18 protein-coding genes are annotated in these 14,775 nt (G+C 63.6%); 2 read left to right on the plus strand and 16 right to left on the minus strand.

The features are described from left to right. Position 1: 1 nt before the first annotated feature. Positions 2-1,480: a type VII secretion protein EccB gene (gene eccB, locus CBI38_RS20045; protein WP_109331557.1), complete on the minus strand. Its 1,479-nt coding sequence runs from the start codon at positions 1,478-1,480 to the stop codon at positions 2-4. A gap of 113 nt (positions 1,481-1,593) precedes the next feature. Here eccB and eccE point away from each other — a divergent pair, with 113 nt between their 5' ends. After that, entirely contained in the window at positions 1,594-3,243 is a 1,650-nt protein-coding gene (gene eccE / locus CBI38_RS20050; RefSeq protein ID WP_109331558.1) for a type VII secretion protein EccE, read from the plus strand. Here the strand turns inward: eccE and CBI38_RS20055 are convergent. The 11 genes from CBI38_RS20055 to infA form a co-directional block, all read right to left on the minus strand. Next, positions 3,240-3,806 (minus strand): NADPH-dependent FMN reductase, encoded by a 567-nt coding sequence (locus tag CBI38_RS20055; RefSeq protein WP_109331559.1) that lies wholly within the window; start codon positions 3,804-3,806, stop codon positions 3,240-3,242. The genes eccE and CBI38_RS20055 overlap by 4 nt on opposite strands. Beyond that, positions 3,806-4,804, minus strand: a complete 999-nt coding sequence (locus tag CBI38_RS20060; protein WP_109331560.1) for a polysaccharide pyruvyl transferase family protein — start codon at positions 4,802-4,804, stop codon at positions 3,806-3,808. The genes CBI38_RS20055 and CBI38_RS20060 overlap by 1 nt, the downstream gene beginning before the upstream one ends. A 102-nt stretch (positions 4,805-4,906) precedes the next feature. After that, on the minus strand, positions 4,907-6,025 hold the full coding sequence (locus CBI38_RS20065; protein WP_162603258.1) for a hypothetical protein: 1,119 nt from the start codon (positions 6,023-6,025) through the stop codon (positions 4,907-4,909). Between the two features lie 58 nt (positions 6,026-6,083). Beyond that, positions 6,084-6,896, minus strand: coding sequence for a tRNA pseudouridine(38-40) synthase TruA (truA, locus tag CBI38_RS20070; protein WP_109335226.1), 813 nt, complete (start codon positions 6,894-6,896; stop codon positions 6,084-6,086). A gap of 71 nt (positions 6,897-6,967) precedes the next feature. Continuing rightward, positions 6,968-7,543, minus strand: coding sequence for a 50S ribosomal protein L17 (rplQ, locus tag CBI38_RS20075; RefSeq protein ID WP_109331565.1), 576 nt, complete (start codon positions 7,541-7,543; stop codon positions 6,968-6,970). A gap of 30 nt (positions 7,544-7,573) precedes the next feature. Beyond that, the gene (locus CBI38_RS20080) at positions 7,574-8,635 is read right to left on the minus strand and encodes a DNA-directed RNA polymerase subunit alpha (RefSeq protein ID WP_109331566.1); all 1,062 of its coding nucleotides are present in this window, start codon (positions 8,633-8,635) and stop codon (positions 7,574-7,576) included. A 116-nt stretch (positions 8,636-8,751) separates the two neighbouring features. Further along, positions 8,752-9,357 (minus strand): 30S ribosomal protein S4, encoded by a 606-nt coding sequence (gene rpsD / locus CBI38_RS20085; RefSeq protein ID WP_109331567.1) that lies wholly within the window; start codon positions 9,355-9,357, stop codon positions 8,752-8,754. A 22-nt stretch (positions 9,358-9,379) separates the two neighbouring features. Next, positions 9,380-9,793, minus strand: a complete 414-nt coding sequence (gene rpsK, locus CBI38_RS20090; protein WP_005239680.1) for a 30S ribosomal protein S11 — start codon at positions 9,791-9,793, stop codon at positions 9,380-9,382. Beyond that, positions 9,793-10,167, minus strand: coding sequence for a 30S ribosomal protein S13 (gene rpsM / locus CBI38_RS20095; protein WP_109331568.1), 375 nt, complete (start codon positions 10,165-10,167; stop codon positions 9,793-9,795). Before rpsM ends, rpsK begins: the two co-directional genes overlap by 1 nt. 235 nt (positions 10,168-10,402) lie before the next feature. Beyond that, a complete protein-coding gene (rpmJ, locus tag CBI38_RS20100; RefSeq protein WP_003938068.1) occupies positions 10,403-10,516 on the minus strand; it encodes a 50S ribosomal protein L36 in 114 nt (37 codons plus the stop codon). Between the two features lie 89 nt (positions 10,517-10,605). Continuing rightward, entirely contained in the window at positions 10,606-10,827 is a 222-nt protein-coding gene (gene infA / locus CBI38_RS20105; RefSeq protein WP_003418601.1) for a translation initiation factor IF-1, read from the minus strand. 217 nt (positions 10,828-11,044) lie between these two features. Here infA and dtd point away from each other — a divergent pair, with 217 nt between their 5' ends. Then, the gene (gene dtd, locus CBI38_RS20110) at positions 11,045-11,482 is read left to right on the plus strand and encodes a D-aminoacyl-tRNA deacylase (protein ID WP_109331571.1); all 438 of its coding nucleotides are present in this window, start codon (positions 11,045-11,047) and stop codon (positions 11,480-11,482) included. 8 nt (positions 11,483-11,490) lie between these two features. Here the strand turns inward: dtd and map are convergent, their stop codons facing one another. The 4 genes from map to rplO form a co-directional block, all read right to left on the minus strand. Then, a complete protein-coding gene (gene map, locus CBI38_RS20115) occupies positions 11,491-12,288 on the minus strand; it encodes a type I methionyl aminopeptidase (RefSeq protein ID WP_109331572.1) in 798 nt (265 codons plus the stop codon). Then, on the minus strand, positions 12,289-12,834 hold the full coding sequence (locus tag CBI38_RS20120) for an adenylate kinase (protein WP_109331573.1): 546 nt from the start codon (positions 12,832-12,834) through the stop codon (positions 12,289-12,291). After that, on the minus strand, positions 12,831-14,144 hold the full coding sequence (gene secY, locus CBI38_RS20125; RefSeq protein WP_109331574.1) for a preprotein translocase subunit SecY: 1,314 nt from the start codon (positions 14,142-14,144) through the stop codon (positions 12,831-12,833). Before secY ends, CBI38_RS20120 begins: the two co-directional genes overlap by 4 nt. A gap of 187 nt (positions 14,145-14,331) precedes the next feature. Next, the gene (gene rplO, locus CBI38_RS20130; protein ID WP_109331575.1) at positions 14,332-14,775 is read right to left on the minus strand and encodes a 50S ribosomal protein L15; all 444 of its coding nucleotides are present in this window, start codon (positions 14,773-14,775) and stop codon (positions 14,332-14,334) included.

Raw genomic sequence — 14,775 nt, forward strand, 5'->3', positions numbered from 1 at the left:
TTCAGTTCGAACCGGAGGCGACTGCGGCCGGGTCCGGGTCGGGCGCGACCCCGTCGTGTGCGACGAGCGCGGAGGACTTCGCGAGCGTGGGGCCCGGCGCGAGGAGTCCTAGTATCTGCCACGGAGCGAGCGGCGGCTCGGCTGTCACCCCCAGTGCTTTCGCGGCGTCTGCGTCGGGAACGCCGAACCGTACGCCGGTGTCAGCCACGAAGAACGTGCTGTCTCGCCGGGTGCTGTGGGGTTCGATACCGGTCGCTTGCACGAATCCCCCCGAACCGGGTTCGACGTAGACGAAATCGGCACTATCCCCGCCGCCGTCCGCCTGCGCCAGCTTCACCGTGTGCGCACCATCGGGGATGGGGAGACTACGTCCTGCAATAAGGGACAACTCGGCGGCCGGACCACTCGCTGCGGTCTCGTCCTGTCCGCGCAAAGGTTTCCAGATCAGGCAACTCACCGGACTCGAAATGGCGTCGACGATCTCGGGTGCCGACTCCGGGAAGCTCGACACGGCGATCTGCTCCACCGAAGGAATTCGGTTGGTGGCGTCCGGCGAGACACTCGACATCTCGGTATCCCCGTGCGAATCCGAAAGGAAGATGAGGTTTGCCACAGCGGAACTGATCTTCTGAATTCCGTCCCGCAACACGACGTAGTGGGTGGTTTCCGATCCGATCACTACCTGGAACACTGACCCGATCACTTTGTCGCGCAGAGCAAACCGTGGCTGGCTCCCCGCTCCCGGGATGCTGGGCGCGACCAGCGGCGGCACTTCGGGAACCGCGTTGACGAATCCGAGGCTTACCGGTCTTGGCGTGGCACCCTCGAGGCCGAGAGCACGGGTGATCGCAGGGTCGTGCAGGTCGATCTTCGCGCGGGTGCCGTTATACATCAGATAGGCGGCGTCCGAGGTGGACACCAGCAGCGCCTGGTCGCGAGCGAGGCCTCCCCCGCCCTCGATCGGGTCCGGCTCACCGACCACTACGGAGGTCGTGACCGCACGATGTCCGTCTGCCCCGACCGAGTCGCATACGGCCCACGGTGTCTTTGCTGCTGCGTCACCCGGCGGGAGCGCCGACGGCGCACCGGGGATTCCGACCAGCGCCCCGCGGGGCCGAGTGTCGATCTCCGATTCTTTGACGATTACCGGCTTCTCTGCCTGCCCCACAATGAGGCGGGCAGACGACAGATTGAGCACCGGGCGCAGCGTGTCCCCCATGACCACGAACATCGCACCGGAATCCTTGCCGACGACGATGGACGCGTCACCGATTTTGTCCTGGGGCCGGAACAGCGCCAGCGCTGCACACCCCGCGAGTCCTAGCGACGCGATCACCACCCCCACCGCGAGTGCGCGCGACTGCGACCGCATAGGGTCGTGCAACATTCGTACGTCACGCCGCACCAGGGCGTGTTCCATCCGTCTGACCAGAAAGCGATACCCGTTGACCTGCCAACGAGTGGTGGGTGTTACAGCCATTGTTCCTCCCCCGTGCTGCACAGCGCTCGGGGTGACACAGTACAGTTCGAATCACAGTCGTCACGGCGGACGGGTACGGGTCTGCCTGGGTTCAGGTATTCGGGGGAGGCACCGTGGACCGTTCGCGCGTCACAAGCTGGCCGTTGGCACATCGCGTTTCGGCGACCGAGGTCGTTGTCGCGCAAATTGTGGGAGTTCTGGCCGGGGCACTGACCTCGGTGTGCGGAGTGGCGTGGTGGGGCGCCGTCATACTCGCCGTCGTCGTCGCTCTTCTTGCGGTCGTACCCATCGGCGGGTGGTCGACCCTGGTCTGGGCGCGAACGGCGTGGCGCTACTTCACAACACCGAAGGTCGCGCGCTTCCGCACCGTCAGTTTCGCCGGCCCGACAGGACAGTCCGTCGGTTTGCGGTGGGACGGCGCAAGCGTGGTCGCGGTGGTCGAGGTCCTTCCGCCGGCGGGAAGCCTGACCCAGATCACCCGGGACGGTTTCCAGTCGACGCACGCCCTTCCAACCGAGGCGCTTGCTGGATGCCTTGTCCAGCATGATATTTCGCTCAGCGGCATCGATATCGTCAGCCATGGGTATCGCGCCGCCGCGGGCACGCCGGCCACCGATGTCTACGACCGCCTGGTCGGCCCCCTTCCCGCGACAGCCACCCGGACGGTGTGGGTCGCCCTCCGATTCGACGCCACCGGCAGTGTCGAGGCCGTCGCGCGCCGCGGCGGCGGTGAGCACGGCGCTTCTCGCGCCATAACCATCGCGGCAAGTCGCGTCGTACGCGCACTCGCCGACGCGGGATGCCGGGCCCGAATTCTCACAGCACCCGAGATCGATTCCGCAGCACTGGTCATCAGCCGCGGTCTCGATCCGAGATCTCTCACTCAGACGTGGAAGCATGCTCTGTTGCCGGGGGTATGCAATACCGGATACAGCGTCGATCCGCGCTTTCTCTCCAAAGATCTGCTCGCGAAACTGTGGGTGCCGTCCAGTCTCGGCACCACCGTGACCATTCGGCTACGACCGAGCGCCAACGACGGGCAGGTACTGATCGGCGCCGGATGTCGGATCACCACCCGGACGATGCCGGAACCATTCGCTGTGCACGGGCTCGTCTCGATGCGAGGCCGCCACAAAGAAAGTTTGCTGTCCAATCTTCCTGTGGCAGTGTCTGATCTGGACGCTGTGATGCCTATGGCCGATGTGCCGGTCGACACAGTGCGACACCTGCAGTTGCCGCCGGCGGGGTGTGGCCAGTTGATCGGATCCGACGACTACGGTCACGGGATCACAGCACGCATCTTCGGCCCGGGCGTCGGCATGGTGTACGTCGCGGGCGAGCTGTACCTCGCCCAGCAACTCGTGTTCCGTGCCGTCGCCACTGGGGCCCGGGTCCTCATCCAGACAGATCGGCCCGATGCATGGTCGTCCCTGATCGACTCGATCGCCACGCCCGACCGCCTGCGCGTCGCGGGACATAATTCCCAATCCGACAACAGGTTCAACACCGTAGTGTTCGACGGTGTCGAAGCTTCGACCCCGCGGGCCGGCGTCACTGCTCTCTACCTTTATGCCGAGCCCAGCCAGTGGCCGAGCGCCGAACCCGACCTGTCCATTGTCCAGCCGAGCGCGATGGGTGATCGGATTCTCCTGTCGACCGGCGGGACGAGTATCGAGTTGATGCTGGTCACCATTTCCTCCGAAACGGCATTCATCGGACGGCCCCGCGCGGTAGACGATTACCAGCCGGCCTACCAGTCCTAACCGGGGTAGCTCTCGGTCGCACGGTGGAGTCGCACAGCACGGGCCCACCAGACCAACTGCGCGAGCATCCGATCCGCCGAGTCGACGGCGGCGGCGTCAGTGGTGCGACCGTTGTCGTCGAACTTCTTGCGCACTTGGTGGAAGCTCACACTTTGACGCACCGAAACCATGTGTAATTCCGCCACGACCTGGCGCAGTTGCTCGGTCGCACGCAAGCCGCCCGAGACTCCCCCGTACGACACGAAGCCGATGGGCTTTGCGCGCCACTCGTGTTTCACACTGTCGAATGCGGTCTTCAAGGCGGCCGGATACCCATGGTTGTATTCGGATGTGACGGCCACGAATCCGTGGGCACGCCCCACCCGTGCCCGGAACGCGTCGGTGGCGGGAGAATCGTCGAGATTTTGAGGCAGCGAGGTTTCGAGCAAGTCGATGACGCCCAGTTCCACGTGAGGATATGTGCGAGCGCGTTCGACGAACCAGTTCGCCACGACGGGGGCAATGCGCCCGACCCTGGTCGATCCGATGATGAGTTCTAACCGGACGGGCTCGATTTCGCTCATCAGGAAACGAGCTGCCCGGCAAGTTCGGCCGCGTGATCGAAATTCTCGGCGAGGTGGGTATCCGGGAAATTGCTCAGATAGTCGCCATGAATTCTGGACACCTTCTTGTTGGCATTGTCGACCAGGACGACAGGTTTGCCCATCAGTACGGCAAGGATTCCCGCATGCAGCCGATCGGTGACCACGAGCCGCCCCTGCGACAAGATCGCCACTGCATTGTCGACCACCATGTCCGCTTGCCAGTCGAAGGCACGGCGCGTCAATGGGTACATACGGGACCGAACACCCGGCAGCTTGTTCAGTAGCAGAAGTCCGAGGGTAGTGGGCCACCACTGGGCGTTGTCGGCGGGACTGACGTGCCAATCCGTCATGTACGCCGACGCGAGTGAGGCCGGAAGGCTCTTCGCGGACTGAACGGATTCGGGGTCGCGGCGTTTGAGAAGCACGATATCGCGCGTGGGTTCGGCGGAGGGCGCGATCCTTCCGACTCCCAATGCTGCATCGGCACAGAAGACGACGGTGTTCTCGGGAAATAGTTCACGGGCTAGTTCATAGCCGCGCCGGTCCCGCATCAGCAACGTGAGATCGGGATGCTGCGCATAGATTCGCTGCGCCCTCGCCAGCGCTGCGTCGTCGTGGAACTCGATGGTCTGTGGCATCTGAACGATTTTTCGTTCCGGATGCTCCGCGATCACGCGCTCACGGAACTTTTGGTAGCCGAACCATCGATCGCCGAAATTCCCGCCGCCGTTCAACAGCAACGGTCCCTCGGGAACACACGCGGACAGAACCTTCGTGTCATAGGTGTGCAGCGCGCAGACGTAATCCACGCTCGCACCCATCCTGGCCAGATAGCTTAGCGTCCCCTGGTAGATCAGAAGGTCACCCGCGTTGAAATGCGCCGGATAGTCGAGGAGAGCGACCGACTGTCCATGCTGCACAGTGGGTGCGAGCGCAGCGATGGTTGCTCGTTGCAGATCGTCCAAAGGGTCGTTCATGACATCCTCACGGCTGGGAACTTCCTCGGGGCATCCTGCACGTTACTGCACCATCGCGATACCCGCCGGTATACGAACGACGCCTAGCCACGCTGCTGACACCTATCCCTTCGTCATACCCAGCCAGCGTCGGGTGATTCCACCGAGAACCTTGTCCCGCGTACGCCCTCGCCGAATGGCGTGCTCGAGCGCCGTCTCCAACTCCAGGTCCCGGACCCGGGCCTCTCGTAACGCGTTCAGATTCTCCAGGGCGAAGAGCGTGCCGGTGCCGCTGAGCGACAGACGGTTGACTGCCTCCGGTGTCACCCGGTGAGGAAGAGTGCGGGATGCGCCGTCGGCGGCACGAAGGCTGACCATTGTGCGAACACACTTCTCACATCGGCCACAGTTGAACTTGCCGTCACGGTTCTTCCAGCAGACCCTCAGATTGTCCATCGCGACGTCGTTTCGCGCGAGGAACGCAATTTTCTCCGTCCGCGTCAACGACGTGCCGTAGTGCTCCAGCCGCACCGCACTACTCGACCACAACGGGTCCAGATCCGGATGCGTACCCCAGGGATGCAGATCCGCCTCCTGAAAGGAGGACGGAATGAGCGCGGTGTGGATGTGATCCGACAACGAGTGCGCGACGGTCGCCAGCGCTGCTCCGTGATAGTCGGTGCCCCACAGACACCTCGCCTTGTCCGAGAGCTGCCTGAGATTCGTCCTGACGACGACAAGCGTCTTGCCGAGCGCGACCGCCGCGTTTCGCGCTCCCGCCTCCGCCTTCGCCGCCAACTCGACATCCGAAAGCTTGATGTCGAACCCGTGAACGAAAATCAGATGCGTAATGCGTTCACTCGCTGCGATTGCCGAGTGAAAGGAGTCGACACCTCCACTGAAGAAGCAACCCACTCCCCGCTGCGAACCAGCATCCGACCCGGCTACCTCGTCTGCCTCCACCCTTACCGACGAATACCGTCTCGGGTACCAATCGCGCAGAATCCGCTGAGCGTGCGGAAGATTCGACAACGCGAGAGCGTCGACTGGATCCGAGAAGATCAGATCGGAATGAAGACGCATCGCGACAACCGACAGCGCAGGAAGCCACGGTGTGGCCGATTTATCGACGTCGACGTTCGCGTCGACGTGCAACTCGAACGGCCCCTTGGGGGTAGTGACCCCGACCTTGGCTGTGCGGCTGCGTGCATCCTCCACTCGAACACGAATTTCTGATGGCATGATGCGGATTCTTGCACAGCCCGATTGGCTTCGTCGGCCGCGGGTTTTTCCGCCTCAGTCAGTCGCCACAGCAACCTTCGGGCAGAGTCCGAATGTCACGGGTGATGTCCTTGCGCGCCGCAAGATCGGCGTCGTCGGGATAGTCGACCCGAACCAGCGACAGACCGTGCGCCGGTGCCACCAGGATCGAACTTGCCCTCGACCGCTCCCGCAGCAACTCGTCCACCCACCCGAGGTCGCGGCGGCCCTCCCCCACGGCGAGGACGGCACCGACGAGGCTGCGAACCATCGACCAGCAAAAGGCATCGGCGCTGACGAATGCGGTGAAGATCTCCCCGTCACGTTCCCAGTCGAAGCGTTGCAGATCGCGAACCGTGGTGGCCCCTTCTCTGCGCTTGCAGAACGCGGCGAAGTCGTGCAGCCCCACCAGTCTGGCGGACGCCGAGCGCATTACGTCGAGGTCGAGCACCTTCGGATACGACACGATGTCGCGGGCACGCAGGGGATCCGCTCCGTACTCCGCGGTGGTCAGGCGGTATTCGTAGTGTCGGCGCATCGCCGAGAAACGCGCGTCGAAATGCTGCGGCGCACGTGAGATGCGGGTGATCCGTACATCTTTCGGAAGGAAGCGGGCGAGTCTGCGGACGAGTCGGGAGGGATCGTCCGGCAGCGACTCGGCGGGAACGTCGACGTGCGCGACCTGACCTGCCGCGTGGACCCCTGCGTCGGTCCGTCCCGCCACCGTCAGCTGCAGGGGGGTACGCAGGACGGCTCCGAGTTTCTCCTCGATTTCCCCGCAGACCGTGCGCAGCCCGTTCTGGCGAGCCCACCCGGAAAACTCGGTTCCGTCGTAGGCGATGTCCAGCCGCAATCGAACGAGCCCGTCGCCCCGAGAGGGGGTGACGGGCTCGTTCGATTCAGCGTGTGCCGAAACCAAGTGGACTAGTCCTTCTTGGCCTCGTCGGCCTCTGTCGCATCTGCGGCGGTGGCGGACTCGTCTTCGATGGCGTCGACGACGGCGTCAGCGTTCGCGACCTCGGCGGCGGTGGCCTCGGACTCGACTGCGTCGACAACGTTCTCGTCCGACGCGGCGGGGGCCGCGGCCGGAGCATCCTTCGACGCCTTCACGCGACGTGCGCGGTCGGCCTCGGAGGTGACGGTCTTTTCCTTGACGAGCTCGATGATGGCCATCGGAGCGTTGTCACCCTTGCGGGGAACCGTCTTGATGATGCGGGTGTATCCACCGTCACGGTCCGCGTAGAACGGGCCGATCTCAGCGAACAAGGTGTGTACGACATCCTTGTTGCGGATGACCTTGAGAACCTCGCGGCGGTGCGCCAGGGTTCCCGCCTTGGCGTGCGTCACGAGCTTCTCGGCGTACGGCCGCAGGGCCTTCGCCTTGGACTCGGTGGTGGTGATGCGACCGTGCTCGAAGAGCGCGGTAGCCAGATTGGCGAAAATCGCCTTCTGGTGCGAAGCCGACCCGCCGAAGCGGGCACCCTTCTTGGGCTTGGGCATGATGATCTCCTAGTAAAGGACCGGAAGCGGCTACAGCTGTTCGGTCTCGGCGTAGTCCTCGGTACCGTCGGCATCGCCGAAGGAACCGGCATCCGTGTCACTCCACGTTCCGGTGGCGGCGTCGTAACCGGCAACGGTGGTGGGATCGAAGGACGCGGGGCTGTCCTTGAGGGACAAGCCCAGCGAATGCAGCTTGACCTTCACCTCGTCGATGGACTTCTGTCCGAAGTTGCGGATGTCGAGCAGGTCGGACTCGGTACGGCCGACAAGCTCACCGACGGTGTGAACACCTTCGCGCTTGAGGCAGTTGTAGGAACGGACGGTGAGGTCCAGGTCCTCGATGGGCAGTCCGAAGGAAGCGATGTGATCGGCCTCGGCGGGCGAGGGTCCGATCTCGATGCCTTCTGCTTCGACGTTCAGCTCACGGGCCAGGCCGAAGAGCTCAACCAGGGTCTTGCCCGCAGAAGCGAGCGCGTCCCGAGCGGTGATGGAGTTCTTGGTTTCCACATCGAGCACGAGCCGATCGAAGTCGGTGCGCTGCTCGACGCGGGTGGCCTCCACCTTGTAGGTGACCTTGAGCACCGGCGAGTAGATCGAGTCGACCGGGATGCGGCCGATCTCTGCGCCGGACGCCTTGTTCTGGACGGCGGGGACGTAGCCGCGACCGCGCTCGACGACGAGCTCGATCTCCAGCTTTCCCTTGTCGTTCAGGGTGGCGATGTGCAGATCCGGGTTGTTCACGGTGACGCCGGCCGGGGGCACGATGTCGCCTGCGGTCACAGCGCCGGGGCCCTGCTTACGGACGTACATGGTGACCGGCTCGTCCTCTTCGGAGCTCACGACGAGGCCCTTGAGGTTCAGGATGATGTCGGTGACGTCTTCCTTCACACCGGGGACCGTGGTGAACTCGTGCAGAACGCCGTCGATGCGGATGCTGGTGACAGCAGCGCCGGGGATCGAAGACAGCAGCGTGCGGCGGAGCGAATTGCCGAGGGTGTACCCGAAACCTGGCTCGAGGGGCTCGATGACGAACTTCGAGCGGTTGTCAGCGATGACCTCTTCGGTCAGCGTGGGTCGCTGAGAAATGAGCATTGGATTTCCTCCTGTACGGGCGTCCGCTATTTGACGCCCACGATGGGAAAGGCACTGCGCGCCCGTGCGCCTTTCTGGTAGTGGGAACTACCAGAAAGGCGCACGGGCCGGAGGCCTTACTTCGAGTAGTACTCGACGATCAGCTGTTCCTGCAGCGGGACATCGATCTGCGCACGCTCGGGAAGCTGGTGAACCAGGATCCGGAGCCGTCCGCCGACAACCTGCAGCCAACCCGGGATCGGGCGATCGCCCTGGGTCTCACGCGCCACCTGGAAAGGAAGCGTCGACAGCGACTTCTCCTTGACATCGATGATGTCGTACTGCGAGACGCGGTAGCTGGGGATGTCGACCTTCTTGTTGTTCACAAGGAGGTGACCGTGCGTGACCAGCTGACGTGCCTGGCGGCGGGTGCGAGCCAGTCCGGCGCGGTACACGACGTTGTCGAGACGCGACTCCAGGATGCGGAGCAGGTTCTCACCGGTCTTACCGGGGCGGTTGTTCGCCTCCTGGTAGTAACGACGGAACTGCTTCTCCATGACGCCGTAGGTGAAGCGAGCCTTCTGCTTCTCCTGCAGCTGGAGCAGGTACTCGCTCTCCTTGATCCGCGCACGGCCGTGCTGGCCCGGCGGGTAGGGACGACGCTCGAACGCCTGGTCGCCTCCGACGAGGTCGACGCGCAGACGACGCGACTTGCGGGTGATGGGTCCGGTATAACGTGCCATTTTTTTCTACCTATCCTTCCCGCTAGACCCGACGCCGCTTGGGCGGACGGCAGCCGTTGTGGGGCTGGGGGGTGACATCGGAGATGGTGCCGACCTCGAGGCCTGCGGCCTGAAGCGAGCGGATCGCGGTCTCACGGCCGGAGCCGGGTCCCTTGACGAAGACGTCGACCTTCTTGACACCGTGCTCCTGCGCCTTGCGGGCTGCGTTCTCTGCAGCGAGCTGAGCGGCGAACGGGGTCGACTTACGCGATCCCTTGAAGCCGACGTGTCCCGAGGACGCCCAGGAAATGACATTTCCGGCGGGGTCCGTGATGGACACGATGGTGTTGTTGAAGGTGCTCTTGATGTGAGCGGCACCGTGGGGGACGTTCTTCTTGTCCCTGCGACGCGCCTTCTGGGTCTTCTTCGGACCGGTGCTACGTGACTTGGGGGGCATTACTTCGCCTTCTTCTTGCCGGCAATGGTGCGCTTGGGGCCCTTACGGGTGCGGGCGTTGGTCTTGGTGCGCTGACCACGCACGGGCAAGCCACGGCGGTGGCGCAACCCCTGGTAGGCACCGATCTCGATCTTGCGACGGATGTCGGCCTGGACCTCGCGGCGAAGGTCACCCTCGACCTTCAGCGACTCCTCGATGTACTCGCGGAGCTTGGCCAGATCCTCGTCCGAGAGATCCTTGCTCCGCAGATCCGGGTTGACGCCGGTGGCGCCCAGGATCTCCTTGGAGCGGGTACGGCCGATGCCGTAGATGTAGGTGAGTGCGATCTCCATCCGCTTTTCGCGGGGCAGATCGACACCTGCTAGACGTGCCATGTGGCAGTTCCTATCGGTGAGCGGAGGTCTGCTCCCAGTCCATCCCCTGTGCCTCTTCAAACTCCGGCGGTCTCGCGACCGAAGGGGTCTCAACTAACTCAGTGGGGCCCCGGCCTCCGTGCCGGGGGTGGACCAGTACCTGCCGTGGGTGGTGAAACCCGGTGGCCGAAAGTACTGGCTGGTGCTGGGAGGTCATCTTTGCTTGTTGCCAAGCAGATCCTCGAAAAGCGGAGATCTAGCCCTGACGCTGCTTGTGACGCAGGTTCTCGCAGATCACCATGACCCGGCCGTTACGACGGATCACCTTGCACTTTTCGCAGATCTTCTTGACGCTCGGCTGAACCTTCACGTCTTCTGATCTCCTGTTTTGTGGCAGCCCACTACGCAGTTCCGCGGCGGACGTACTTCTCCCCGACCTGGTCAGAGCGGGGAAGCTTTTTACTTGTACCGGTAAACGATGCGTCCGCGCGACAGGTCGTAGGGCGAAAGCTCCACGACTACGCGATCTTCCGGGAGGATGCGAATGTAGTGCTGACGCATCTTTCCGCTGATGTGGGCGAGAACCTTGTGGCCGTTCTCGAGCTCAATGCGGAACATCGCATTGGGCAGCGGCTCGACTACTCGTCCCTCGACCTCGATGGCCCCGTCTTTCTTAGCCATATCCTCCGCGATCCATGTTGTTTGACGTGCTTCTTGCATCTGTTTCCGTTACCGTGGCGCCCAATGGCTTCTTCACCGGCCGAAACATGAACATTCCGGATCGAAACCGGCACTGGGCACGCAAACAAGCGGCACGCATAGCGCACCGCTGATCCATGTTACGGGAAATTGCTCACCAGGCCAAATGCAGTCGGCGAGGCGAAGGATGGTGTTGGGCGTGCGCGCGCTGGTGCAGAGAGTCTCGGCCGCCTCCGTCCGGGTCGACGGAGTCGTGGTCGCACGCATCACTCCCCCGCCTGCCGGCCATGGACTTCTCGTCCTGGTCGGCGTCACCCATACGGATGACGCGGCGAAAGCAGCGCTCCTGGCAAAGAAGGTGTGGACGATGCGAATCCTGGAGGACGAGCAGTCGGCCGCCGACCTCGATGCCCCGATCCTCGTGGCCAGTCAGTTCACGCTGATGGCCGACACACGACGGGGGCGACGCCCCTCGTGGTCCGCGGCCGCGCCCCGGCCCGTGGCGGAGCCGTTGGTCGAATCCTTCACGGACGCGCTACGACAGCTGGGCGCGACGGTCGATACGGGCGTGTTCGGCGAGCACATGCAGATCGACCTCGTCAACGACGGACCGGTCACTCTGCTGATCGACGTGTAGCGGCGCAGTCACTCCGGGCGCAGCGTGAGAATTCTCGGACCATCCTCGGTGACGGCCACGGTGTGCTCCCAGTGGGCAGCACGCGTACCGTCCGCGGTAACCACCGTCCAGTCGTCTTCCAGGACAATGGTATCGGTGGTACCGAGCGTCAACATCGGCTCGATCGCCAGCACGGATCCGACCACCAGCTGGGGACCCTTACCCGGGGCGCCCTCGTTGGCGAGGAACGGTTCCATGTGCATTTCCCGGCCGATCCCGTGCCCGCCGTAGCCGTCGACGATCCCGTACTTCCGGCCGTGTGTTACTTCCGCCGCGCGAGTTCCCAGCTCGATCGCATGGGAGATGTCGGTGAGACGGTTCCCGGGCAGCATGGCTGCAATTCCCGCGTCCATCGACAACCGCGTGGCTTCGCTCAAATCCTGATCAGCCTCGATGAGTTCGCCGACACCGAACGTCCAGGCCGAGTCACCATGCCACCCGTCGAGAATTGCACCGCAGTCGATCGAGACGAGGTCTCCCTCGGCGAGGATGTCCTGCGCCGAGGGAATCCCGTGCACCACACGATCATTGACGGACGAACATATCGATCCGGTGAACCCGTGGTACCCCTTGAACGACGGCACCGCACCTGCGTCGCGGATTACCGACTCGGCTACCTCGTCGAGTTCGAGCGTGCTCACACCAGGCTTGGCCGCATCACGCACCGCCACCAGCGCTGCACCGACGATGGCGCCCGCGGCCGCCATCGCATCGAGCTCACCGGCAGTCCGGAAGGGAACAACTTTGCGCTTGCGCCCGAAACCCATTTACTTGCCCAACGCTGCCAGTGCGCGCGAGTTGACCTCGTCGACCTCACCCAGTGCGTCGACGGTGAGCAGATCGTTCTTGTAGTAGTCGAGCAGCGGCGCCGTCTCCTCGCGGTACACCCGGAGCCGGTTGCGGATGACGTCTTCCTTGTCGTCGGCGCGACCACGCGCCAGCATCCGTTCCACGACGATGTCCTCGTCCGCCACGAACGAGAGAACGCCGTCGAGCTTGGTGTCCAGATCAGCCAGGATCGCCTCGAGTGCCTGCGCCTGATCGACCGTGCGCGGGAAACCGTCGAGAAGGAAACCGTTGGCGGCATCCGGCTCCGCGACGCGCGCTTTCACCATGTTGTTGGTGATTTCGCTGGGAACGAGATCTCCGGCGTCGAGGTACTTCTTCGCCTCGAGACCGAGCGGTGTCTCCTGGCCGATGTTCGCCCGGAACAGGTCGCCGGTCGAGATGTGCGGGACACCGAGCTTCTCGGAAAGAATCGCGGCCTGGGTGCCCTTGCCTGCACCGGGAGGACCAAGGAGGACAAGTCTCACTTGAGGAACCCTTCGTAGTTGCGTTGCATCAATTGACTTTCGATCTGCTTGACCGTGTCCAGGGCGACACTGACGAGGATCAGCACTGCCGCGCCACCGAAGATGCTGCTGGTGGTCTGGCTCCCGGACAGGAAGAAGTGGGGCAACACTGCGATCAGGCCGAGGTAGATGGACCCCGGGACCGTGATGCGGTTGAGCACGTAATTCAGGTAGTCCGCGGTGGGGCGTCCCGGGCGGATGCCGGGAATGAACCCACCGAACTTCTTCATCTCGTCGGCGCGCTCTTCCGGGTTGAACGTGATCGCGACGTAGAAGAACACGAAGAACACGATCAACGCGAAGTAGATGGTGATGTACACCGGATTGTTCGGGTTCACCAGATACTCGTTGATGATCCGCTGCCACCAGCTCGGATCTGCAGCCGACGTCGCCCCGGTGAGCTGCGCGATGAGGTTCGGCAGATACAGCAGAGACGACGCGAAGATCACCGGGATGATGCCGGCCTGGTTGACCTTCAGCGGCAGGTAGGTGGACGAACCGCCGTACATCTTGCGGCCGACCATGCGCTTGGCGTACTGGACGGGGATACGGCGCTGGCCCTGCTCGACGAAGACCACGCCCGCAATGATGGCCAGAGCGGCGACACAGACGATCGCGAAGATCAGCCCGCCGCGGCTGTCGAGAATGGCCTTGCCCTCCGACGGCAGCCGGGATGCGATACCCGCGAAGATCAGTAGCGAGAAGCCGTTACCGACACCGCGTTCGGTGATGATCTCGCCGAACCACATGACGAGCGCGGCACCCGCCGTCATCACGAGGACGATGATGACGAGCCCGAAGATGCTCTTGTCGGCGATTATTTCTTCCTGACAACCCTGCAACAGCTGACCGCGCGCTGCGAGCGCGACGATGCCGGTGGCCTGCAAAATCGCCAGCGCGATCGACAGATATCGGGTGTACTGCGTCATCTTCGCCTGACCGGACTGGCCTTCCTTCCGAAGCTGCTCGAACTTCGGGATGACGACCGTCAACAGCTGAACGATGATGCTTGCCGTGATGTAGGGCATGATGCCGATCGCGAACACCGAGAGCTGGAGCAGGGCTCCACCGGAGAACAGGTTGATCAGCGAATAGATACCGGCGGAATCGCCGCCCGACAACTGGTCGACACAGGCTCGGACGTTGGCGTAGTCGACGCCGGGTGAGGGCAGCACGGCACCGACGCGGTAGAGCGCGACGAGGCCGAGCGCGATGAGGATCTTCCGCCTCAGGTCCGGGGTCCTGAGGGCCGAGACGAAGGCGGAAAGCAAAGATCCTCCTGGCACGACGGTGGGTGGACGAGTCACTGGGACTTTGTCCGTGAATGAACTCTAGAACTCTAACAGTGGCGACTGAACGTGCAGTTGGGAGACCTGGGCCGACCCGGTGCACAGCGGCAAATGGCCGCAGTACAGCCCGAAGCTGTACTGCGGCCATCTACTGGCTAGCGGTGATTGCTCACAGCTCGGTGGCGGTACCACCGGCAGCAGCGATCTTCTCCTTGGCGGAGCCGGTGAACTTGTCGACCGTCACCTGGACGGCGACAGTCAGGTCGCCGTCGCCGAGAACCTTGACGAGCTGGTTCTTGCGAACGGCGCCCTTGGCAACGAGATCCTCGACCGTGACCTGCCCACCCTCGGGGAACAGACGGGCGATGTCGCCGACGTTGACGACCTGGTACTCGGTGCGGAACGGGTTGGTGAAGCCCTTGAGCTTGGGCAGACGCATGTGCAGCGGCATCTGTCCACCCTCGAAGGCGACGGGCACGTTCTTGCGGGCCTTGGTGCCCTTGGTGCCGCGACCCGCAGTCTTACCGCGCTTGCCGCCCTCGCCTCGACCGACGCGGATCTTGGCTGACTTGGACCCGGGCGCGGGGCGCAGGTGATGCAGTTTGATGGTCAT

It is taken from the genome of Rhodococcus oxybenzonivorans, assembly GCF_003130705.1.
In the GTDB taxonomy this organism is placed as follows: domain Bacteria; phylum Actinomycetota; class Actinomycetes; order Mycobacteriales; family Mycobacteriaceae; genus Rhodococcus_F; species Rhodococcus_F oxybenzonivorans.